Consider the following 23,914-nt stretch of genomic DNA (forward strand, 5'->3'; position numbering starts at 1 on the left):
CTAGTATACTATTATTTTCACTGCGTGTGTAATGTTTTCATAAAAAATGTTACATTTCTGTAATAATTGTCACTTCTTGTCACAATGTGTATGAAAAATATGTTGAAAAATATAATAAAAAGGCTGTCTAGAAAGATCTAGCAGCCTTTTTATTATAATTTTTTATGTTCATTTTTATTCGTAACACCGAGATGTTTTTGAAGGGTAGTTGAAATAGTATCGACGCTTTTTTCATTTGGCACGTAATAATAAATACCACCTATATATTTATCTGTACCTTCTACTTGCATTTTTTCCATCTTTAAATTTGAATCCATTGAATTTTTTGTAATTGTCATCATATCATCAAAAGTTAAATTGGTTTTTAAGTCTTTATCGACAGCGTCTAGTAGGCCACCGATTTTATTAATGGAATTAAGAGATAGTGCCTTTTCAGCAATGGCCTCTAATACAAGCTGTTGTCGTTGGCCACGCATATAATCACTATCGATGTGACGAGTTCTAGCTAGTGCCAGTGCCTCTTCTCCATTTAAATGTTGACGTCCTTTTTTTAGATGAATTGCATCTGCTTCATCTTTACTATTTTGCTCTGTGAATTCAACTGGAACGTCCACAGTAATGCCACCAAGAGAATCAACAATTTTAATAAAGGATTTAAAATTGAATTTTACATAATAATCAACTGGAACATCTAAAAAGTTCTCTACCGTATCAATTGTGCTGTCTACACCACCGAATACGTGCGCATGTGTGATTTTATCGTATTTATCACGTGATTTAATGTAGACGCGTGAGTCACGTGGAATGCTTACAAGTTTAACGGATTTATCGTTTTTATTAATTGTTGCAAGTAATAACGCATCTGTTCGAGTTGCTTTTCCATAACCTTTTTCCCTAATATCACTTTCATCAACACCCATAATTAGTACGGAAATATTGTCGGTCATAGGTTTAACAGCTTTTTCACGTTTACTGGACTTATCTCCTCGGCCTAGTTCAGCATAAGCATTATTTAAGACGGACTTTGCTTTACTGTATATATGGAAGGAATAGCCTCCTGCTCCAAGTGCTACAATTAGTAATGGAATAAGAAGGAACCAAAGTAGGCGTTTTTTCTTTGAGCGTCCTTTTTTGGCTCGCGTATCTTTGTTCGTGTCGGATTTCATCATTTTTTCTCCTTTAAAACTATCAAAGTGTATACATTTAGAAGTGTATTCAAACACATAAAAAATATTTTACGCTAAATAAAAGCGATTGTACATGTATAAAAAATAGATGTCTTGATTATTTATCCCGTATTAACGGGTAGTAAAACTCCCACCTCCAAGTCCAGTGAATGCAATGAAGTTAGGTGGGAGATAACTGCCCGTAAATACCCGATTGGTGAAGGCTAATAATCAGAGTGGGGATAGCCCCACTCTGATTATTAGCCTTCACTTTATAAGACATCTATTCGTTATTGTATACAAAAGATAGGGATAAGAAAATGATAAAATTTTACCTAATTACAACATAATGCTTACGATAATTGCAGATAAAATACTAACGAGAGTAGCTCCATATAGTAATTTAAGGCCAAACCTCGCAACAACGTTTCCTTGTTCTTCGTTTAGTCCTTTTACCGCACCTGAAATAATACCAATGGAAGAAAAATTGGCAAAAGATACAAGGAAAACAGAAATAATACCAACTGTACGGGGAGAAAGGCTATTAGAAATTTTACTAAGGTCCATCATTGCGACAAATTCATTCGTTACAAGCTTCGTTGCCATAATGCTGCCAGCTGCTACAATTTCAGAGCTTGGTACACCGATAAGGAATGCGATAGGTGCAAATACGTAGCCAATTAATTGTTGGAACGTAATACCGAATATAATGAGGAACAAGTCATTAATACAACTAATTAATGCGACAAATCCGATGAGCATAGCGCCGACAACAATGGCTACACGAAAACCATCAAGAATGTATTCTCCAAGCATTTCAAAAAAGCTTTGTTTTTCACCTTTGATTTCTAAAATATCTTCGTCATCTTTAACGTCGTAAGGGTTAATGATGAGTACGATAATAAAACCGCTAAATAAATTGAGAACGAGTGCAGTTACTACATACTTAGGTTCAATCATTGTCATATAGGCACCTACGATAGACATAGATACGGTTGACATAGCGGAGGCACAAAGTGTATAAAGACGGTGTTTTGGAATTTGAGCTAATTGCTTTTTCACTGTAATAAAAACCTCTGATTGGCCGACAATGGCAGAGGCGATAGCGTTGTAAGATTCTAATTTTCCAAGACCATTTATTTTACTAAGAAAGTACCCGATCCAACGAATGAAAAATGGTAGTATTTTGAAATGTTGTAATATACCAATTAAAACAGAAATAAAGACGATTGGTAATAATACAGTAAGGAAAAATGGCATTTCACCTTTATTTGCAAGACCACCAAATACGAAATTTATTCCATTAGCAGCATACTCGAGTAGCTTTGTAAACAAACTGGAAATGATTCTAATAAGTATGAGGCCGATTTCTGTATTTAATAGTAAATAGGTTAAAATTAACTGTATAATAAGCATGATAAAAATTGGTTTAAATTTAATATGCTTCTTATTATTGCTAGCAATATAAGCGAGCAAGAAAACAACAATTAATCCGACGAAAAAAGTAATGAATTTCATGGTAAGCCCCCTAAAAGAGATATTCTGCTATATATGTTTTTCATTTCAAGGGAGAATATGCATCTTTGGTAAAGAAAGGAATAGAGAGAGTATGAATATATGTAGAGTGCATCACGTTGCAATTATTTGTTCGAATTATGAGACGTCAAAGGATTTTTATACTAGAATATCAGGGTTTAAAGAAATGAATGAAGTATATAGAAAGGAACGAGATTCTTATAAATTAGATTTATGTGTAGGAGAAGAGTATCAAATCGAATTATTTTCATTTCCAAATCCGCCTGAGCGCAAAAGTTTTCCAGAAGCAGCCGGTCTTAGACATTTAGCATTTGCTGTTACAAATATAGAAGAAGCTGTGAAGCATTTAAATCAATGTGGTGTTGAGACCGAACCGATCCGATCCGTATTGATGAAATAACGGGGAAGAAATTCGTCTTTTTCCAAGACCCTGATGGTTTACCTTTAGAATTGTATGAGGTTTGAAAATTGGTGGATTTTATATAGAGTTGCTTTCCAATAATTGAAGAAACTAAAGTGAAACTTCTTTTTAAAAGGAGGTGTAACTTTAGCTAAGAAAGCTAAAGAGCATATGTGGATATTTTAAAATTATTGATGGTAGTCATTCTTATTGGGTTAACAGCATTTTTTGTGGCTGTTGAATTTGCAATTATTAAGGTACGTAGCAGTCGTATTGATCAACTCGTTAGCGAAAAAAGACGAGGTGCACTGGCCGCTAAAAAGGTAACTACAAATTTAGATGAATATTTATCGGCCTGTCAGCTAGGTATTACAATTACTGCTTTAGGGCTCGGGTGGTTAGGAGAACCAACCATTAAACATTTACTCGAGCCGTTGTTTTTAAAATTGCAATTCTCACCTGCAATTTCCAGTACAGTTTCATTTATTATTGCCTTTGCAGTAATTACATTTTTACATGTTGTCATTGGGGAACTTGCTCCAAAGACCTTTGCTATACAAAAAGCAGAACAAGTTAGCTTATTGTTATCGAAGCCACTTATTTATTTTTACCGAGTTATGTATCCGTTTATTTGGGCTTTGAATGGTTCAGCGAGGATTGTAACTGGTTTATTTGGATTACATCCAGCTTCTGAACATGAAGTAGCTCATTCAGAAGAAGAATTAAGGTTAATCTTATCTGAGAGCTATGAGAGCGGAGAGATTAACCAAAGGGAATTTAAATATGTAAATAATATTTTTGAATTTGATAATAGAGTAGCAAAAGAAATTATGGTACCTCGTACGGAAGTTGTAGGCTTATATGAGGACGAACCATTTGAAACACATATTAAAGTAATCGCGCAAGAAAAGTACACGAGATATCCTGTATTTGGTGAAGATAAAGATGAAATTATTGGGATGGTTAATGTAAAAGATTTATTTATTCGTTATATGGATGGTAGTCGGGACGAGGAGTGCTCGATTATGCCATATACAAGGCCAGTTATTGAAGTGCTAGAAAATATTCCAATTCATGATTTACTATTACAAATGCAAAGAAAACACATTCCATTAGCTGTATTGTATGATGAATATGGTGGTACAGCAGGGATTGTTACACTAGAAGATATTTTAGAAGAAATTGTTGGAGAAATTCGAGATGAATACGATGAAGATGAGAATCCACCTATAGAGCATATAAGTGAAGGCTATAAAATCGTAGAGGGAAAAGTGCTTATTAGTGAAGTAAATGATTTGCTTGGCATACATTTAATTGCTGATGATGTAGATACAATTGGTGGCTGGATTATGGTACAAAAACAAATCGTTGCTGAAGGAGATATTATTGAGAAACACGGTTTTTATTTTAAAGTCCTTGAAAAGGATATGCATCAAATTAAACGAGTGGAAATAAGGAAAGTAGGAGAATGATTTTCTATAAACTTTAATAAAAAGGATATACAGAAAAATAAATGTTTGCGCTTTCAAAAAAGGTGCTATATAGTGAAGGTGGATACTGAAAAATTCTTCTGAATGATACTCGTGTTTTTAGAGGGCGGATTTTTTGGATAAGGATTTAGAATGAAAAAGTATAGGTGATAAAAATGATAGCAACGAAGGATATACGTATAGAAAAAGATTTTTTAGGTGAAAAAGAAGTACCAAGTGCAGCTTATTATGGTGTACAAACATTACGTGCTGTAGAAAACTTCCCAATTACAGGATATCGCATTCATCCATCACTCATTACAGCAATGGCAATTGTGAAAAAAGCGGCGGCACTTGCGAATATAGATACTGGTTACTTAGCTAAAGACATTGGACATGAAATTGCAGAAGCAGCGCAAGAAATTGTTGATGGAAAGTTTCATGATCAATTTATCGTGGACCCTATTCAAGGCGGAGCCGGAACTTCTATTAATATGAATACAAATGAAGTAATTGCGAATAGAGCGTTAGAACGTATGGGATATGAAAAAGGTGCTTATGCGAAAATTAGCCCAAACACTCATGTGAACATGGCCCAATCAACGAACGATGCGTTTCCAACAGGGATTCATATTGCAACTCTTATGATGTTAGAAAAGCTTCTTATTACAATGGAAGAACTTCATTCTGCTTTTCGTAAAAAAGCAAAAGAGTTTGATCACGTTATTAAAATGGGACGCACACATTTACAAGATGCAGTTCCAATTCGCCTTGGACAAGAATTTGAAGCGTATAGCCGAGTGCTTGCGCGCGATATAAAAAGAATTAAACAGTCTCGTCAACATTTATATGAAGTGAATATGGGGGCGACAGCTGTTGGTACAGGATTAAATGCAAATCCTACGTATATTGAACAAGTAGTAAAACATTTAAGAACGTTTAGTGGGTTCCCACTTGTTGGTGCAGAGCATTTAGTTGATGCAACGCAAAATACAGATGCATACACAGAAGTATCTGCAGCACTTAAAGTATGTATGATGAACATGTCTAAAATTGCAAACGATCTTCGTATTATGGCGTCTGGGCCACGTGTTGGGTTGGCTGAAATTCAATTGCCAGCACGTCAGCCAGGTTCATCAATTATGCCAGGTAAAGTAAATCCAGTTATGGCAGAAGTGATTAACCAAGTCGCATTCCAAGTAATCGGAAACGATCATACAATTTGCTTAGCATCAGAAGCAGGACAATTAGAGTTAAACGTAATGGAGCCTGTGCTTGTATTTAATTTAATTCAATCTATAAGTATTATGAATAATGGATTCCGTGTATTCCGTGAATATTGTATTGAAGGAATTACAGCAAATGAAGAATTGCTGAAGCAATATGTTGAGAAAAGTGTTGGAATTATTACAGCAGTTAATCCTCATATTGGTTATGAAGCAGCATCTCGTATTGCACGTGAAGCGATTGAAACAGGAAAATCTGTTAGGGAGTTATGTTTAGAGCATGGTGTACTGACAGAAGAGGAATTGGATATTATTTTAGATCCATTCGAAATGACTCACCCTGAAATTGCTGGAGCTTCTTTATTAAAAAATAAAAAAATGTAATGTGAAAAACACCAATCCATTTGGATCGGTGTTTTATTTTTAAAAGATATTAAATACAGCGTTTAATTGAAGTAAGCTAATAACAGCTAAGAAGATTAAACTGTATTTCATTGCTGTTTTAAATAGAGCAGATTCTTTACCAACTAGTCCAACTGCGGCACAAGCAACTGCTACAGATTGTGGTGAAACCATTTTTGCCATTGTACCACCTACTACGTTTAAGGCAACGAGTGTAGAAGGGACGATGTTTAACTGGTCTGCTGTTACTGCTTGAAGTGGTGCGAATAAAGAACCACTTGAAACTACTGAACCTGTAATGAATACGCCAATCCATCCTAAGATTGGAGAAAGAATTGGGAATGCATTACCAGTAGAAGAGAATGCAAGTCCAAGTGTAGATGACATACCAGAGTAGTTCTCTACGTAAGCTAATGCGATAACGCTACAAATTGTATATACTGGAGCTTTTAATTCTTTCATTGTTTCAATCATTAATTCTTTAACCATTTTACCTTTTACGCGGTAAACGATAAGTGAAACGATAATTGCTAGTACAATCGCAGTAGTTGTAGAAGAGAATACATCAAATTTGAAAACAGCTGCGAAAGGTGTATCAGCTTTTGTAATTGGTGTAGTTTTCATAACAGCATTATGAAGACCAGGGAACTGAATGTTAAATACTAAGTTTGCTAACGCACCATCTGGAGCAAATAAAGCTTTAATCGGTTTTAAGTTAAAGATTGTTACAAATGCAGTTAAGAATACGAATGGAGACCAAGCATATAAAATTTGATTGAATGTATGTGATACTTTAGTTTCTTGTTTTTCTTCTTTAGTAGAAGATTTTGGTTGCCAAACACGTAAGAATAATGCAAGAGAGATCATACTTACAACGGCTGCGAAAATATTAGTAAGTTCTGCGCCTAAGAAGTAAGTTACAGCGAATTGAGTAATAGCGAAAGAAACACCACTTACAAGAATACCTTGCCAAGTTTCTTTAATACCTTTAATTCCATCGACCATTGAAACAAGTAAGAAAGGTAAGATAACACTAATGAAAGGTAAAATAAGAACAGTTTGACGACCAATAGTTAATGCGTCAAGTTGAGTTAATTGTGCTGGTACTGTAACTGGAATACCCATAGCACCCATAGCACCACCAGCAATATTAGCTACTAAACAAATACCTGCTGCTTTTAATGGATTAAAGCCCATACCTACAAGTAGTGCAGCTGTAATAGCAACTGGAACCCCTAGACCAGCTGCGCCTTCTAAGAAAGCACCGAAAGAATAAGCGATTAATAATACTTGTAAACGTTGATCATTTGTAATGCTTGAAATACTATCGCGAATAATATTGAATTGCTCTGTTTTAACAGTTAATTTGTAAAGGAAAATTGCAGCGATAACGATAGTACAAATTGGATAAAATCCAGATAAAACACCGAATCCGGCAGATGCTACAGCTACTGTTGCTGGCATTTTATAAACAAATATTGCAAGGATAATAGCGACAATCACACTATAAAGACCAGCCATGTAACTTTTCATTTTGAATCCCATTAAACAAATGATGAAACAAAAGATTGGAAGTGCTGCGATTAGTGCAGATAACCAAATATTGTTTAACGGGTCATAAATTTGTGTCCAAGTACTCATAATAATGACAACTCCTATCTATTATATGTGAAGAAATTCACATTATTTGTGAAACAATTCACAATCAACTTACATGCTTAGTATATTCTCCTTCAACACTATTGTCAACGTAAAAAAGTATAATTATTCCATAATAGTGTTAAAAGAAAAGCTTTGTTCATAAAGTAGACAAAAAACACACTCAAATGAATTTAAGTGTGCTGTATAAACTATTTGCATATTATTTTGCTTATTCAGATGGCATGTTCCTTATAGGCGTATATTAGATGAAGTCTTTTATATTAAGTATAAAGTTTGATATATGCAATTATCTGTCCTGTTTGATCTAGTGGGGGGAACGGTGAGTGGATTTAATAGGAAGTTTTGCACAACAATCCAACCGCTTGCAATACGAATAAAAAATAAGAAACAAATTTTTAATATCACATCATCTCTTTTTACTGAAAATTCCTTTTAGCGTAACAAAGAGGTTAATTATAGTTCAACTACATTACGATAGGTTATCAATTATAGACGGTATTTTACAATACCGTTACTGTGCATTTCAATGAGGTGAAAATATAACAAAAAGCCTGATAAAACAACGTTTGCAAGCAAAGTATTCGTAGGCCATTATTTTGCTTTTTCGTTATATCATATAGTATAATATTCAAAATCAGCAAGGATTTTTTCCTGAATTTTTGCTGATAAAGATGGAAAAATTTTTCGGCTTTATAGGTTGATAAAGTTATGTCGTAACAGGAAATATAAGAACAGATATATAAATAAATAAAAAGAACATAAAAACGCAAATAAAAACGAAAATGAGGGGAACTTTATGAGCCAAAATCAATTCGAATGTCGTATTTCAGAAGAAGATGTACAAATGTTAAGAGCGTTAGCTCACCCACTTCGTCTACGTCTAGTAATGGAACTTATGCAAAGAGGAACATGTAATGTAACACAGCTACAGGAAGTATTAGAAATTCCACAATCAACTGTTTCACAACATTTAACGAAGTTAAAGCAAAATAAAGTAGTACGCTTTGAAAGACGAGGATTAGAAGTGTATTATCAAATCCATAATGATAAAGTAAGTGCAGTAGTAAAAACATTATTTTCTTAAAATTTGAATATTATGGAAAAAGACGTGTAGAATATACGTCTTTTTTTATTTGTCAGAAAGGTAGCGAGAGAGTAAATATTAGCATGTTAGGAAGAAATGACTATCAATCAACATGCTGCCTGACGGAATATATTCTAAAAGGAAAAGAAAAAATAAAAAGGAGTGTAGTAAGCAAAAGGAGGGATAGTAGTATGGATGTGAAACGTGTGAAACAAATCTTATCTTCTTCAAGTAGAATTGACGTTACATATGAGGGCGTACCAGTATGGATTGAGAGCTGTGATGAGCAGAAGGGGAGTGCTCAAGTGTATGATGTATCTAATCCTGGTGAGAGCGTTCATGTGGACGTGACAGCTTTAGAGGAGAAGTAATAAAAAAGACGCTTCTAATTTTAGAAGCGTCTTTTTGTTATTCCATCATATGTGCAATTTTCTTAGAGAACATAAGAAGTACTAATCCCAGTACAATTACGATAATACCGATGCTTGCGAATACTTCTAAATATCCTAAAGATTGAGTGAAAGCGGCTAATTGTCCTGCTAATAAGTTTGCGAAGCCAGTACCAGCTAACCATACACCCATTAATAATGATGCTAATTTAACAGGAGCAATTGCACTTACCATAGATAATCCGATTGGTGATAAGAATAACTCACCGATTGTGTGGAACATGTAAGTGAATACAATGAATAGTAAGTTTGCTTTCATTGTAATGTTACCTTCATCGCTACCAGTTTTTAAAACAGCTAAAGTTAGAACTAAATATCCAATCCCTAGTAAAATCATGCCTAATGCCATTTTTGTTGGGATTTTCAAATCGCCATTTTTTGTTTTTGAAAGCTTAATCCATAACGCAGAAACAGGTAATGCTAGTAAGATAATGAATAGTGGGTTTACAGATTGGAACCAAGGTGTTGGAATTGTAAATCCACCAATTGTACGATCTACGAACTTATCTGTGTAAAGTGTTAAAGAACTACCAGCTTGCTCAAATCCTGCCCAGAAGAATACTACGAAACAAGTTAAAATTAAAATTGCAGCAGTACGTTTTTTCTCTTGTGTTGTTAAAGGTTTTTTCTCAATTGCTTTTGCATTTTTTTCTTTAGATTGTTTACCTACAACAGTTGTTCCGATAGACCCTAAGTAACGAGGTGCTAAGAAATTAAAGGCAAGCTGCCCAATAATCATACCGATACAAGCTGTTAAGAAACCGTATCTATAATCTGCGAAGTAACCGCAAATGAATGGAGCGATAAGAGCTCCTAAGTTAATCCCCATGTAGAAGATAGTGAAGGCACTATCACGACGAGAATCGTTGTCGCTATATAATTGACCTAGTAAAGTCGAAATATTTGGTTTGAAGAATCCGTTACCAATAACTAATAATCCTAATCCTAAGAAAAGTCCAGTTTTTGTGTTCATTGAGAATAATACAAAGTTACCAATTGCCATGATGATACCACCAATAGTAATGGCATGTCGCTTCGTAATGAAATGGTCAGTTAACCAACCACCAATAATAGGTGTGAAGTATACTAACATTGTGAAAATACCGTAAATTTGAACTGCAACTGCTTTATCAAATCCTAAACCGCCGCTTACTAAGCTCGTTGTTAAATAAAGAACTAATAAGCCACGCATTCCGTAATAACTAAATCTTTCCCATGCTTCTGTAAAGAACAACAAGTATAACCCTGGTGGATGTTTTTTTGGTGATTGTTGCTCTCCAGCTTTGTCTAATTTTAAAGCTGCATCCATGTTTGTTTCCCCCTAATCCTGTATAACGGATATTTATGTAATCATTTTAATTTACAAAATATTTAGAAGTCAATAGAATTATATGGAAATAGAAAGAAAATTTCTAAAAAAGTTCTATTTTTCTTCGACCGTTACTGTATTTTGCCCTGAAAACGAGATGATAAGCGTTTTCAAATGTAATAATTGAATTCTAAAAGAAAATAAAATAGTGATTAATCAGAAAATTTAGATTAAAACATTTATTCTGATATAAAGAAAATATATTCTATTTACTTTCTCAATATAACATATTGGGAATAAAAATACAAAACGAAATAATGTGACATTTAAGTGAATTGAAAAATAACCAGCTCCACAGAAGGGAGCTGGTTAAGGAAATATTATTTAACAAAGCGTTTTTCGATGTCATCTAATAGTAGGTTAGCGGCCATTACGCCACCAGCTGTATTCCAAATAACGTCATCAACTTTGTATGCTTTACCATTTTTTACTGCATTTAAATTTTTAAATAGAGGATCGTTTATATACTCTTTTTCTAGTTCAGATCCTTTTTTCTCATTTCCTTTATCGAATGTGAAGTAGAATAATACGTCACCATCCATAGCAGAAATACGCTCTTTAGATACGTTACGCTCTGCAAAATCATCTTTATTTTGATCTCCAGGACGTTTAAATCCAAGTTCTTTTAAAATAACACCAGAGAATGTATCGCCATGATAAATACGAACATCACCAGGCATGAAACGAACCATAGAGATTTCTTGGTTTACTTTATCGCCAAGTTTGCCTTTTAAATCTTTTATACGTGATTCGTAATCTGCTACAACTTTTTGACCTTCTTTTTCTTTATTTAATGCTTTTGCATAAAATTTGAAGTTATCTTTCCATTCACCACGTAATGTTTCTGAGAACACAGTAGGTGCAATTGCTTTTAGTTGTTCGTACACTTTTTCGTGGCGCATTTTATTACCGATAATTAAGTCTGGTTTTAAAGAAGCAATTGTTTCAACGTTAACTTGTCCTTCATCACCAACAACTTTTACATCTTTCATTTTATCCTTAATATGTGGATACCATGGGTCACCAGTCCAAGACTTTACAGCACCAACTGGTTTCACACCTAATTCAAGTAAAGCTTCAGTTCCTTCATTTGTTAAGATAACTACACGTTTTGGATTAGCAGGAACTTCTGTTTTACCCATTGCATGTTCTACAGTAACCACTTCTTTTTTATTATCTTCTTTTGTAGATTCTTCTTTGTTATTTGATTTTCCACAAGCGCTTAAAAGCATTGAAAATGCTAGTAAAAATACAAATACTGTAAACGATTTCTTCCGCATGAAATTCATTATGTACCCCCTACATGTTGAGAATATTTTTCAATAGCAAGCATGATATTAAGCCTTTATCTTTTGATTGTCAATACATATGGGTGAAAATAATTCTCATTTCCGTTGACAATGAGAATTAAGTTGAAATACACTAACAACGTATCATTATACATTGAAGGGGAAACGCTGCATGTTATTAAAAACAAATCGAGCAAAATGGATTGGATTATTTGTTGGAATCATTGCAGTCGTTATTTGTATTTGGGGAAGTATTATTTTCGGGTATACAAATACGAGTTGGAAACTAGCATTGGATGCTTTTTTCCATTTTAACGGTTCCAATGAACATATTATTATTCAAAATGTACGTCTGCCTAGGGCGTTAATTGCAGCTAGTGTTGGTGCTAGTTTAGCCATTGCTGGTTGTCTTATGCAAACTTTAACTAAGAATCCACTTGCTTCTCCAGATTTTATTGGATTAAATTCAGGTGCTGCGTTCTTCATAGTTGTAGCAATTGTAATCTTTTCAGTAACATCATTATCAGCTTTCACATGGATTGCCTTTTTAGGAGCGGCGGTTGCAGCTGTACTTGTATTTGCTTCTAGTTCTTTAGGAAAAGAAGGAACTACTCCTCTTAAGTTAACGTTAGCAGGGGTCGCAATTAGTGCGTTATTTTCATCATTAACACAAGGATTACTTGTGTTAAATGAAAAAGCACTTGAAGAGGTATTATTTTGGCTTGCTGGATCTGTGCAAGGGAGAAAGTTAGAAATTTTACAATCTGTATTCCCATATTTATTAATAGGATGGATTGCATCTCTTATGATGGCAGGGAAAGTAAATACATTGATGATGGGAGAAGACGTCGCGAAAGGACTTGGACAACGAACAATTTTAATGAAATCATTCGTGTTACTTATTATTGTACTGTTGTCTGGTAGTTCGGTTGCGGTTGCTGGCCCAATTGGATTTATTGGAATTATTACTCCGCATTTTGCGAGATTTCTTGTTGGAGTTGACCACAGATGGAGAGTGCCTTATAGCGGATTGTTAGGTGCAATACTACTAATATTGGCTGATATAGCAGCAAGATATGTCATTATGCCACAAGAAGTACCAGTAGGAGTTATGACAGCATTTATTGGAGCTCCATTCTTTATTTATATTGCACGTAAGAGAGGGCTTAGCAAATGAAGAAATATATTCCGTTTCGTATAGGAAAAGGTGAGCTCTCGTTTTTAATGTATAAACGAGCTTGTCTCGTCTTGTTAAGTTTACTAGTTGTTTTAATAGGATTATTCTTTGCGAGCGCAGGTATGGGAGACATGAAAATTGCTCCTTATGACGTATGGCAAGCAATTACTGGAAATGGCGATGCGATGTCAAATATGGTTGTGAATAAGTTTCGTATGCCACGTATTTTAATTGCTATCCTCGTAGGAATTGCGCTTGCTGTAGCAGGATGTATTTTACAAGGTCTCGTTCGAAATCCACTTGCTTCTCCGGATATCATCGGGATTACGGGCGGGGCAAGTGTTGCAGTTGTATTGTTTTTAGCTATATTTAGTGATAAAAATAATGCGCTAACTGTAAGTATTCATTATATGCCGTTAGCAGCCTTTGTTGGGGCAACGATTGTGGCGCTTTTTGTATATTTATTTGCATGGAGAAATGACGGGTTATCGCCGATTAGTCTTGTTTTAATTGGTGTGGGGTTTTGGGCATTAACGAAAGCGGCAACGACTTTGTTTATGTTGTTAGCACCAATTTATCAAGCGAGTCAAGCGAATGTATGGATTACAGGTACTGTTTATGGTTCTTCATGGCAAAACGTTATGGTGCTTGCACCGTGGGTTCTCATTTTAACGGTAATATCATTTATAGCTGCTAGACATTTAAATGCGCAAGAGCTAGGGGATGATATTGCGGTAGGACTTGGTGTTCCTTTAACGAAGTCACGCGTATTCATGTTATTACTTAGTACGGCTTTAATTGGGGGAGCAGTTGCCTTCGCCGGAGGAATTGGATTTGTCGGTTTAATGGCACCTCATATTTCACGAAGGCTAGTTGGTTCTTTATACGGTGCATTACTCCCAGTTGCAGCTATTGTTGGTGCAATTCTAGTACTTGCTGCAGATTTAATTGGGCGTACAGTTTTCACACCACTTGAAATTCCAGCAGGGGTATTTACATCAGCAATTGGTGCACCTTATTTTATTTATTTACTTTATAAAAGTCGGAATTCATAAAGGGAGATGAATATGCAAAAAGCATTGGAGACGAAACGTTTGACGTTGTCTTATGGTGAAACAATTATTATCGATGAGTTGAATTTAGAAATTCCAAAAGGTGAAATTACAATCTTTATCGGTTCCAACGGTTGCGGGAAATCAACTTTATTACGTTCACTAGCTAGATTATTAAAGCCAACAACTGGTGACATTTTGTTAGATAATCAAGCTATTCAAAGTATGCAAACGAAGCAAATTTCTCGTCAAATGGCAATTTTACCGCAAGGACCGCAAGCACCTGAAGGGCTTACAGTATTGCAACTTGTAAAACAAGGACGCTATCCATATCAAACATGGCTGAAACAGTGGTCAGAAAAAGATGAGGAAATGGTACAGAAGGCACTTGCAGCAACAGGTATGACAGAATTTGCTGAGCGTGATGTGCATGCTCTTTCAGGTGGACAACGACAACGTGCTTGGATTGCAATGACGCTTGCACAAGATACAGATATTATTTTACTGGATGAGCCTACTACATATTTAGATATGACTCACCAAATTGAAGTGCTAGATTTATTATTCGAATTAAATGAAACAGAACAAAGAACAATTGTTATGGTATTACACGATTTAAATTTAGCATGTCGCTATGCAGATAACATTGTAGCCATTCAAGATAAACAAATATATGCACAAGGTAAACCTGAAGAAGTGGTAGATGAGAAACTAGTACGTGATGTATTCCGAATGGAGTGTCAAATTAGTACGGATCCGTTATTTGGAACACCGCTTTGTATACCTCACGGAAGAGGAAGACGTGTAGTTAAAGAAGTTGCTCAGGCAATGAGATAAAAAAACGATGAGTGATTCATCGTTTTTTTATTTGGTACAAGAAAATAAGAGGAAGAGAGGAATACGTAAGCGACGTTTATACTCTTCTTCATCTTGAAAATAGGTTGGATTTGGTGTAGCTTCTTTTAATGATGTAATGGTAAATCCGGCTTGCTGTAATAATGTAAAATAATCTTCCGTTGTACGATGATATTTAATAACTTCTTGGTCAATCCATGGTTCAACCCGTTTGCCTAGTTTAAAGTAATCATCGACGAGCCAACTCGTTCTTTTACCACTTGTTTGTAAGCTTTCAAACGAAGAAGTAATAACGGGATGTTGAACGCTAAAGGTAAAGGTGCCATTTGTTTTTAAAGTTTGAAACACATTTTGAAAAATGGTATCAAGATGTTCAATATAATGTAAGGCGAGTCTAGATGTTACTAAATCAAAAGTGGAAGAGGGGTAGGTATAATCTTTGAGGTTTAAAAAATGAACAGTTCCATTTTTATTTTCTAGTTGTTTTTTAGCTTTTTCATACATAAGTTCGGAGCCTTCAATGCCGGTGTAAGAGTAGCATCCCTTTTCTAATAATTCCGCGCCAAACTTAGCATCACCACAGCCTAAATCGAGAATTTGTTTTCCTCGTACATGACCAATGAGCTGAAAGAATATTGGTTTTTCAATGGATTCATTTGGGCTATTTTCTCGGTATCTTCGTTTCATATATTGTTCGAAAAATGCTGTGTTATTGTATACATCAGATTCTGTAAATGCCATGTTTGAAACCTCCCGAAATATTTTTTTAATTCTATCAAATATGAAAAGTAAATAATAGATTTATTGTAATGAATCATATATAATCTAAAATTGTAAGCGGTTACTTTAAACTATTTTTCTATAATAAATTCTGAAAACGTGTTAAGCTAGTAGAGGGATTATTAGAACTATTAAGACAATAATCCGCTTACATGAACGATGGGAGGCTTCACGATGTCTAGTAAAACACTTGCGAAATTTTTAGAAGAAAATTTAGAGGATTTAAAATCAAAGGGGCTTTATAACGTAATTGATCCGCTTGAGAGTTCAAATGGACCGATCATTACAATTGGCGGAAAAGAATATATTAACTTATCTTCAAACAACTATCTTGGATTAGCAACAGATAGCCGTTTGCAAGAAGCAGCAATTGGTGCTATTCATAAGTACGGTGTTGGAGCAGGGGCTGTTCGTACAATTAACGGTACTTTAGATTTGCATATTAAGTTAGAAGAAACAATTGCAAAGTTTAAACATACAGAAGCAGCAATTGCTTATCAATCAGGATTTAACTGTAATATGGCAGCGATTTCAGCCGTTATGGATAAAAATGATGCAATTCTTTCAGACGAATTAAACCATGCTTCTATTATTGATGGTAGTCGTCTATCAAAAGCAAAAATTATTGTTTATAAACATTCGGATATGGAAGATTTACGCCAAAAAGCAATTGCGGCGAAAGAATCAGGTCTTTACAATAAATTAATGGTAATTACAGACGGTGTCTTTTCAATGGATGGAGATGTTGCAAAACTACCAGAAATTGTTGAGATTGCAGAAGAGTTAGATTTAATGACATACGTAGATGATGCACACGGTTCAGGTGTACTTGGAAAAGGTGCAGGAACTGTAAAGCACTTCGGTCTTTCTGATAAAGTTGATTTCCAAATTGGTACATTATCAAAAGCAATTGGGGTAATTGGTGGATATGTAGCAGGGAAACAAAATTTAATTGACTGGTTAAAAGTTCGTTCACGTCCATTCTTATTCTCTACAGCATTAACACCAGCTGATGCAGCAGCTTGCATGAGATCAATTGAAATCTTAATGGAAAGCACAGAGTTACACGATCGCTTATGGGAAAATGGTCGCTACTTAAAACAAGGATTAAAAGAACTTGGCTTTAACATTGGGGAAAGTGAAACGCCAATTACACCTTGTATCATTGGGGACGAAGTATTAACACAAGAATTTAGTAAACGTCTAAATGAAGAAGGTGTATACGCAAAATCTATCGTGTTCCCAACTGTAGCAAAAGGAACAGGGCGCGTTCGTAATATGCCTACAGCAGCTCATACGAAAGAAATGTTAGATGAAGCAATTCTTAAGTATGAAAAAGTAGGAAAAGAAATGGGCATCATTTAAGTAACGACATCTTTTGAATAGCTTGCAAATGAGGAGTGGGGAAAATGAAAAAAATTCTAGTAACCGGTTCTTTAGGGCAAATTGGTTCTGAACTAGTAATGAAACTTCGTGATGTATACGGCGCATCAAATGTTATTGCAACAGATATTCGTGAAACAGATAGTGAAGTAGTAACGTCTGGTCCATTTGAAACGTTAGATGTAACAGATGGACAAAAACTACATGATATCGCAAAGCGTAATGAAGTAGATACAATTATTCATTTAGCAGCTTTACTTTCAGCAACAGCAGAAAAAAATCCGTTATTCGCATGGAACTTAAATATGGGCGGACTTGTAAATGCATTAGAAGCAGCTCGTGAATTAAACTGTAAGTTCTTCACGCCAAGTTCTATCGGTGCATTCGGTCCATCGACGCCAAAAGATAATACACCGCAAGATACAATTCAGCGTCCTACTACGATGTATGGGGTAAACAAAGTGGCAGGAGAATTACTATGTGATTATTATCATCAAAAATTTGGCGTAGATACGCGCGGTGTCCGTTTCCCAGGTTTAATTTCTTACGTAGCTCCTCCAGGAGGCGGAACGACTGATTATGCAGTTGAAATTTATTATGAGGCGATTAAAAAAGGTGCATACACCTCATACATTGCTGAAGGAACGTACATGGACATGATGTATATGCCTGATGCTTTACAAGCGATCATTTCATTAATGGAAGCTGATCCAAGTAAGCTAGTGCATAGAAATGCATTTAACATTACAGCAATGAGCTTCGAGCCAGAGCAAATTGCAGCGTCAATTCGTAAACACATTCCGACGTTTACAATGGATTATGCAGTAGATTCAGCTCGTCAAACAATCGCTGATAGCTGGCCAAACTCTATTGACGCAACTGCAGCAATGAAAGAGTGGGGCTTTAAAGCAGAATACGATTTAGACAAAATGACAACTGACATGCTGGCTAAGTTAAAAAAAAAGCTCACAGCTGAGTTAGTGATGAATTAATAGGAAGAGTCGATTCTTAGGAATCGGCTCTTCATTATTTTTGGGAGGAGAGAAGTCTTATGCAAAGAGTTGATGTCGTATACGCACTAATACATGACGAAGAAACAGATAAAATATTAATGGTACATAATGTAGAACAAAACGTTTGGTCATTGCCAGGTGGGGCTGTGGAAAAAGGTGAAATATTAGAGGAAGCACTAATAAGAGAAGTGAAAGAAGAGACAGGTTTAACCGCCTTGGCTGGGGGGCTTGTTGCGATCAATGAAAAATTCTTTGAAGAATCAGGGAATCATGCACTATTTTTTACATTCCGAGCGAATGTAGTAAAAGGGGAACTTATTGCGGAAGATGAAGGTGAAATTTCTGCAATAGAGTGGGTAGATCGAACAATTGCGAATGAGCGTTTCCCATACTATGACGGAGGATTTGAATCTTTATTAGAAGTAGCCATTCCATACAAGTTTCAACCAGAAACAAAGTAATTGAACGAAAAAACAGGAGCCACAAGGCTCCTATTTTCTATTCAATCGTCTTCAGTAATAGTTTTTTCAGCAATGGTTTAATCTTCAATCGTAAATCTTCAGCATGATTTGCAACTAAGAAGTGATGGTTATAAATGTTTTTCATCAATTGATAAGTTGCTTCTTTCGCTTCGCCTTCTTCGATGAAGATACCGATTACTTCCATACCACTTTTACGCGCGAGTTTAACAGCTTCATGCGTATCTAAAATTCCGTCTTGTTGATAGTCTAGCGCAGAAGGCTCACCGTCTGTGAAGACTAGTAAGAATTTATGTTTCTCAGGTCTTTTGGCAAGTTTTTCAGAAACGATACGAATAATATATCCGTCGCGGTTATCTTCTTCTTCACGAAGTTGCATAATTTCTGGACCAACGTTTGGCAACGTTGAGTTTTTATAATTTACAACTTCATGGATAACGTTCGGCTTATCTTCAGGTTTAGCGCTAGAGGCATCTTCCCAAAATCCGCTAATAGCGTGCGGGATTTTTAAAGACTTTAAAGCTTCATGGAATAGTACAACACTCTTCTTCGTTTCTTCCATTTTGTTATACATAGAACCAGAACAGTCAACTAATAGTTGGAATGCAACATCGAGTTCTTGTGACTCTTGTCCTTTTTTATAAAACATACGCGGTTGTTTTTCGGTATAAATACGAAGGAATTTCTTACGAAGTCTTCCGTAATATTTATCACTATTCGCATTCGTTTTATTTTCAATTGTTTTTTCGATAATTTTCTTTAATTCTTTTACATCTTTATTGACGACTGATTTGATAGCTTGGTAATCTTTTTTCTCATCTGAGTTTGGTTTGCGAGCTTCTTTAAATGTATGAGAAGCACCTACATTATACTTACCGTATGCACCGTCGTGCTGGCTAGAAGCGTGTGAAGCCCTTGCTTCTTCTGTATCAGCGCCATCAAAGTTGGATTGTGTACTTTTTTGTGAGGTACCTTGTACAGAACCAAGTGCTTGGTCGCCATCTTCTGATTCACGGGCAGTATCACCCATCATATTAGTTTTTGTTCCGCTTTCTAATTCAAAGCGTAAAAAGTTCTCGTTTTCGTTATTTTTATTTTCACGATGCCATGTGGAGAAACTTTCATCCATTTTGTTTTTATTTTCATCGTCATCTATAAGCTGCGTATCATCATTTGCTAAATCTTCGACGCGACAGTTCTTTTCGTCTGCAAGGACAGATAAGTAAAGTGGAGCATGTCCGAAATAGTTGTTAAGCATATCGCTTTCAAGAAGCGCCTCTAAGCGATAGCGAATTTTCTCAACGATATACATAATATCTTCTGTATTACGTGCTTGGAATGTTTCATGTAAAATCGCTTCAATTTGCTCAAAATATTCATTATTAAACATTTCGTATTTATCGCTAGTTAATGAAAGATAGCATAGGCAAAATAGACGATCACCGTGATAATTACGAACACGGTTTATTTCATTTTGAGAGCCGAAATAATTGCGGTACATTTCTTTTCGACGTTTAAAAACATGCTTCGTGCCAGGACGTAAGTTCTTTACGATTTCCTCAACGCGTAAATCTTCTAATAGAACAAATAATTGTGTTAAAAACTTTTTTAGGGGCGATTCTTGCAATTCAATCGCATAAGAACGAATTAAAGTCATGTCCGAGTAATGTTTATTACCAAGTGCTTTTAAGAACACTTCGCTTTTTAATCCGATTACTGTATCTTCTTCTTTTCGATCATCCCAAAAGTGACTAATGACAACTTTCTTTTCAATTTCGTCGTAGTATGCTTTATAGCCATATTCAAGATAGGCATCGTCTTCTTTTAGAAGGGCATACATTAAGTTTTCCATTTGTAGAAACAGCGACGCATCAATTTTTTTGTCACTAAAAATTTGTCTCATAAATTATCCCTCAAAGAAATAACTTTCTGCTAATTCACGGACAGTCATTTGTTCTGTTTCATCATTAAGTTTTGCAATTATGCTTCGTTCAATCGCTCGCATAACAGGAATATATACACCTAAATCACATGCGTCGATAATACCACGAATACTTGCTGCTTCTTCACTTACACGTCCATCGCGAGCTAAAGGCATAAGGTCGCTTGCAAATGCAACAAACTTTTCAATTGTTGCAACATCATTTAATTTTGATTCTGCTAATAATAGTTCTTTTAATGTATCACCTTGAATGTAAGGAACTTCAATAATAACGAAACGGTTTTTTAACGCTTCATTTAGTTCACTTGTTCCAACGTAACCTTCGTTAATCGCAGCAATTACACGGTATTCGTCATCACCGTATACAACCTCTTGTGTAAATGGGTTTGTAATCATTTTACGGTAATCTAATGCGCCGTGAAGAAGTGGTAACGTTTCAGGTTTTGCCATATTGATTTCGTCAATATATAGGAAGTGACCGTTCTTCATTGCTTTCATAAGAGGACCGTTAACGAATGAAACTTCAGATGCACCATCTTTCGTTTGTAGTGTGTTGTATCCTAAAATACCCTCTACATCTAAGTCGACAGAGCAGTTAATGCTATGCATTGGTTTTTGGAATAAAGAAGAAAGAGTTTCCGCTAGTACTGTTTTACCACTACCAGTCGGTCCTTTTAATAGAATATTCTTGCCAAGAAGAAGTGCTGTAATCGCATCTTCAATAATGCTATTATCAGACGCTTTATATATTTTCGTTCCGATTAAATGTGCATTTTCACCAGCTTCTTGTTTATTCTTTTCATGAATCGTAGAAAGCTGTTGTTTTAAATCAGCATGTATATGAAATTGTTCTAACATGTATTTCCCACCTAACATTATTTTCATAAAGTAATACATCTTATGATAACTTGTTTTAATATGGTATGCAAAGAAAAGGAAGGAGGATAAAGGGAAAAGAAAAAGCAATCAAGATGAAGTTGATTGCCTACAGTAAAGGAGAAATGAGCCTCATGAAAGACTCCAATATGCGTTTTTTTATACTTCTTTTTTGGAAAGAGTTCCATTTAATTTCAGTTGAATGTTTAAAATCTTCTTCAAAATTACGTTTAATGTCGTGAACTGTTTTTGATTCATAAAGCACGCTAATAATTTCGTAATTCAATTCAAAGCTACGTACATCCATGTTCGCTGTTCCGATAGTTGCAATTGTATCATCAACGAGTACAATTTTTGCATGCATAAAACCATCTTTATAACTGTAAATAGAAGCACCAGCTTTTAAAAGCGGAGTGAAATAGGATTGAGATGCTTGATCACTAATGATGCTATCACTTTTACCTGGATATAAAATCCGTACATCTATTCCGGCAATTGCACTTAAGCGTAATAATGTTAAAGTTTCTTGATCTGGAATAAAGTAGGGTGTAGCGATCCAAATGGATTTTTTTGCAGAGCCCATAACAGCTAATAATGTATTACGAATACTTTTATCATCGGAGCTTGGTCCGCTTGCTACGATTTGAACAGCACCTTCTGCATTTGAAATCTCTTTACCTGGGAAGTATTGTCTATTCATGAATTGATCCCAGGAATAAGTATTTAAACCACTAGAGGCATAGAGCCAGTCTTCTAGAAAGATTGCTTGTAATTTATATAATGCTTTTCCTTCTATTTTTAAATGACTATCACGCCAAACAGGAAATTTCTTGGAACGGCCAAGATATTCATCACCGACATTGAGTCCTCCGGTAAAACCAATTTTTCCATCTACAATAACAATTTTTCGATGGTTACGATAATTGACAGTTTCAAGTAACCAAGCTGAAAAAATAGGGTCAAATTCTACAATTTCAATCCCAGCTTCTTTCATAGGTTGCAAAAATCGTCGTCGTAACGTATTACTTCCAAGGCCATCATAAAGGAAGCGTACAATAACACCATCTTTTGCTTTTTGTATTAAAGCATCTCGAACTTTTGTACCAATTTCATCAGATTTATAAATGTAGTATTGAATATGTATATGATGCTTTGCCTGCTCTATAGCTCGCAAAATTTCTGAAAATGTTTGATCTCCGTTTGTTAAAAGTTTTGTAGTTGTTTTATCTGCGGCAGGACCACCTCCAAATTTTTGTATGACTTCTGTTAAATGTATGGAACGTTCATTTAGTGGGACTGTGAGTAATAACTCTAGTCTTCTTCCTTCTAATATTTCACGGAATAATTTTCTTTGTTCTTCTGAACGATGGAGATGTTTTTTTCTTCTCCAGCGGCTGCGTCCGAAAATAGCGTATAAAAGCACACCTATAATAGGAAGAAGTGCTAATACTAAAAACCATGCTAACGTACTTTGTGGAGATCTATTTTCTATAAAAATAACGAATGAAATTCCGACAATTGTGATGGACCATAGAGCACCGACAAATGTATATAACGAAATATACGATGTATTTAATAGGAACAGAACGATAGATACAATTGTAAATATTAATAGTAATTGAACGATAGGCTTCTTCATTTCTATATAATTCCCCTAATCTTTTTTCAATATAGACTTCTTAAATAGAAGATGTAATATGACATCTTTATTATAAGGTGTTTTGCTTTTTTTACAAAATATAGACATTTCACCTATACTTTCCGCATTTGTCCTACATACAGTGTACTATCCCATTTTTTATCCCACTCTTAACGCATATGAAAATGAAAAAATCGAAAAGGAGCGGAGAAACATGAATTATATAGAAAATAATGGATTGTACTATCGAAATCATCATCATGGAGGACACAATCATGGTGGACATCATCACCATGGAGGACACAATCACTATGATCACCATCATCATCACGGAGGCGGATTTTTCCCTGGAAGCTTTGCAGGAGGAGTGTTAGGCGGACTGACAGCTGGTGCATTAACAGGTGCAACAAGTGGAGGATATTATCCGGCTCCATATCCAGTAGCTTATCCATCACCATACCCTGTAACGTATCCAATGCCATACCCAGGTTATCAGCAAATACCATATTCGTATTAAACTAAAAAAGAGGCTATCCTCTTTTTTAGTTTAATACAGTATTTATTTATAAAATAATTCCAAAGTTAAGGTGGAAATATGTTAATATTTTGTTATTGTAATTCAAAAACATGCACATTAATGTAGATTTTCATATTATTATTTGTGAA

General features: G+C 35.1%; 20 protein-coding genes and 1 pseudogene. 12 read left to right on the plus strand and 9 right to left on the minus strand.

Annotation, left to right across the window (positions count from 1 at the left end):
- Positions 1 to 152: 152 nt before the first annotated feature.
- Positions 153 to 1,169 carry an LCP family protein gene (locus tag GBN78_RS09050; protein WP_044584123.1) on the minus strand — a complete coding sequence of 339 codons (1,017 nt, stop codon included), beginning with the start codon at positions 1,167 to 1,169 and terminating at the stop codon, positions 153 to 155.
- Between the two features lie 336 nt (positions 1,170 to 1,505).
- A complete protein-coding gene (locus GBN78_RS09055; protein WP_000668870.1) occupies positions 1,506 to 2,684 on the minus strand; it encodes a NupC/NupG family nucleoside CNT transporter in 1,179 nt (392 codons plus the stop codon).
- Positions 2,685 to 2,775: 91 nt separating this feature from the next.
- Between GBN78_RS09055 and gloA2 the strand changes: the two are divergent.
- From gloA2 to aspA, 3 genes and pseudogenes are all read left to right on the plus strand, one after another.
- A pseudogene (gene gloA2, locus GBN78_RS09060) lies at positions 2,776 to 3,167 on the plus strand (SMU1112c/YaeR family gloxylase I-like metalloprotein).
- 108 nt (positions 3,168 to 3,275) lie between these two features.
- The gene (locus GBN78_RS09065; protein WP_152127286.1) at positions 3,276 to 4,574 is read left to right on the plus strand and encodes a hemolysin family protein; all 1,299 of its coding nucleotides are present in this window, start codon (positions 3,276 to 3,278) and stop codon (positions 4,572 to 4,574) included.
- A gap of 173 nt (positions 4,575 to 4,747) precedes the next feature.
- Positions 4,748 to 6,181 carry an aspartate ammonia-lyase gene (gene aspA, locus GBN78_RS09070; protein ID WP_000562130.1) on the plus strand — a complete coding sequence of 478 codons (1,434 nt, stop codon included), beginning with the start codon at positions 4,748 to 4,750 and terminating at the stop codon, positions 6,179 to 6,181.
- 39 nt (positions 6,182 to 6,220) lie between these two features.
- On the opposite strand, the gene GBN78_RS09075 is transcribed toward aspA, so the two are convergent.
- Positions 6,221 to 7,840: an L-lactate permease gene (locus tag GBN78_RS09075; RefSeq protein ID WP_000109103.1), complete on the minus strand. Its 1,620-nt coding sequence runs from the start codon at positions 7,838 to 7,840 to the stop codon at positions 6,221 to 6,223.
- An 817-nt stretch (positions 7,841 to 8,657) separates the two neighbouring features.
- Here GBN78_RS09075 and GBN78_RS09080 point away from each other — a divergent pair.
- Positions 8,658 to 8,945: an ArsR/SmtB family transcription factor gene (locus tag GBN78_RS09080; protein WP_000081428.1), complete on the plus strand. Its 288-nt coding sequence runs from the start codon at positions 8,658 to 8,660 to the stop codon at positions 8,943 to 8,945.
- A gap of 191 nt (positions 8,946 to 9,136) precedes the next feature.
- Positions 9,137 to 9,316 (plus strand): acid-soluble spore protein H, encoded by a 180-nt coding sequence (locus GBN78_RS09085; protein ID WP_000382679.1) that lies wholly within the window; start codon positions 9,137 to 9,139, stop codon positions 9,314 to 9,316.
- A gap of 37 nt (positions 9,317 to 9,353) precedes the next feature.
- Here the strand turns inward: GBN78_RS09085 and GBN78_RS09090 are convergent, their stop codons facing one another.
- Together GBN78_RS09090 and GBN78_RS09095 are read right to left on the minus strand one after the other, a co-directional pair.
- Positions 9,354 to 10,703 carry a peptide MFS transporter gene (locus GBN78_RS09090; protein WP_044584126.1) on the minus strand — a complete coding sequence of 450 codons (1,350 nt, stop codon included), beginning with the start codon at positions 10,701 to 10,703 and terminating at the stop codon, positions 9,354 to 9,356.
- 380 nt (positions 10,704 to 11,083) lie between these two features.
- Positions 11,084 to 12,052, minus strand: coding sequence for an ABC transporter substrate-binding protein (locus tag GBN78_RS09095; protein WP_001010274.1), 969 nt, complete (start codon positions 12,050 to 12,052; stop codon positions 11,084 to 11,086).
- A gap of 172 nt (positions 12,053 to 12,224) precedes the next feature.
- On the opposite strand from GBN78_RS09095, the gene GBN78_RS09100 reads away from it, so the two are divergent.
- From GBN78_RS09100 to GBN78_RS09110, 3 genes are read left to right on the plus strand one after another with little or no spacing between them, the layout of a single operon-like run.
- Entirely contained in the window at positions 12,225 to 13,229 is a 1,005-nt protein-coding gene (locus GBN78_RS09100) for a FecCD family ABC transporter permease (RefSeq protein ID WP_152127288.1), read from the plus strand.
- On the plus strand, positions 13,226 to 14,284 hold the full coding sequence (locus GBN78_RS09105) for a FecCD family ABC transporter permease (RefSeq protein WP_000760054.1): 1,059 nt from the start codon (positions 13,226 to 13,228) through the stop codon (positions 14,282 to 14,284). The genes GBN78_RS09100 and GBN78_RS09105 overlap by 4 nt, the downstream gene beginning before the upstream one ends.
- A 12-nt stretch (positions 14,285 to 14,296) precedes the next feature.
- The gene (locus tag GBN78_RS09110; protein ID WP_152127289.1) at positions 14,297 to 15,118 is read left to right on the plus strand and encodes an ABC transporter ATP-binding protein; all 822 of its coding nucleotides are present in this window, start codon (positions 14,297 to 14,299) and stop codon (positions 15,116 to 15,118) included.
- A 27-nt stretch (positions 15,119 to 15,145) separates the two neighbouring features.
- On the opposite strand, the gene GBN78_RS09115 is transcribed toward GBN78_RS09110, so the two are convergent.
- Positions 15,146 to 15,877 (minus strand): class I SAM-dependent DNA methyltransferase, encoded by a 732-nt coding sequence (locus GBN78_RS09115; protein WP_000885966.1) that lies wholly within the window; start codon positions 15,875 to 15,877, stop codon positions 15,146 to 15,148.
- A gap of 213 nt (positions 15,878 to 16,090) precedes the next feature.
- On the opposite strand from GBN78_RS09115, the gene GBN78_RS09120 reads away from it, so the two are divergent.
- From GBN78_RS09120 to GBN78_RS09130, 3 genes are read left to right on the plus strand one after another with little or no spacing between them, the layout of a single operon-like run.
- Positions 16,091 to 17,281, plus strand: coding sequence for a glycine C-acetyltransferase (locus GBN78_RS09120; RefSeq protein ID WP_000095905.1), 1,191 nt, complete (start codon positions 16,091 to 16,093; stop codon positions 17,279 to 17,281).
- A gap of 44 nt (positions 17,282 to 17,325) precedes the next feature.
- Positions 17,326 to 18,291, plus strand: coding sequence for an L-threonine 3-dehydrogenase (locus GBN78_RS09125; protein ID WP_000723129.1), 966 nt, complete (start codon positions 17,326 to 17,328; stop codon positions 18,289 to 18,291).
- Positions 18,292 to 18,350: 59 nt separating this feature from the next.
- Positions 18,351 to 18,773: an NUDIX hydrolase gene (locus GBN78_RS09130; protein ID WP_001189940.1), complete on the plus strand. Its 423-nt coding sequence runs from the start codon at positions 18,351 to 18,353 to the stop codon at positions 18,771 to 18,773.
- Between the two features lie 37 nt (positions 18,774 to 18,810).
- Here the strand turns inward: GBN78_RS09130 and GBN78_RS09135 are convergent, their stop codons facing one another.
- The 3 genes from GBN78_RS09135 to GBN78_RS09145 all read right to left on the minus strand — a co-directional run bounded on the left by GBN78_RS09135 (position 18,811) and on the right by GBN78_RS09145 (position 23,248).
- Entirely contained in the window at positions 18,811 to 20,694 is a 1,884-nt protein-coding gene (locus GBN78_RS09135) for a vWA domain-containing protein (protein ID WP_001248851.1), read from the minus strand.
- A 3-nt stretch (positions 20,695 to 20,697) separates the two neighbouring features.
- Positions 20,698 to 21,591, minus strand: a complete 894-nt coding sequence (locus GBN78_RS09140; RefSeq protein WP_000892973.1) for an ATP-binding protein — start codon at positions 21,589 to 21,591, stop codon at positions 20,698 to 20,700.
- A gap of 127 nt (positions 21,592 to 21,718) precedes the next feature.
- Complete coding sequence (locus tag GBN78_RS09145; RefSeq protein WP_152127291.1) at positions 21,719 to 23,248, minus strand: cardiolipin synthase; 1,530 nt, start codon at positions 23,246 to 23,248, stop codon at positions 21,719 to 21,721.
- 214 nt (positions 23,249 to 23,462) lie between these two features.
- Here GBN78_RS09145 and GBN78_RS09150 point away from each other — a divergent pair, with 214 nt between their 5' ends.
- Positions 23,463 to 23,765 (plus strand): cobalt transporter, encoded by a 303-nt coding sequence (locus GBN78_RS09150; protein WP_152127293.1) that lies wholly within the window; start codon positions 23,463 to 23,465, stop codon positions 23,763 to 23,765.
- The last annotated feature ends 149 nt before the right edge of the window (positions 23,766 to 23,914 follow it).

Source organism: Bacillus sp. B2-WWTP-C-10-Post-4 (genome assembly GCF_009183805.1).
Taxonomy (GTDB): Bacteria; Bacillota; Bacilli; order Bacillales; family Bacillaceae_G; genus Bacillus_A; species Bacillus_A cereus.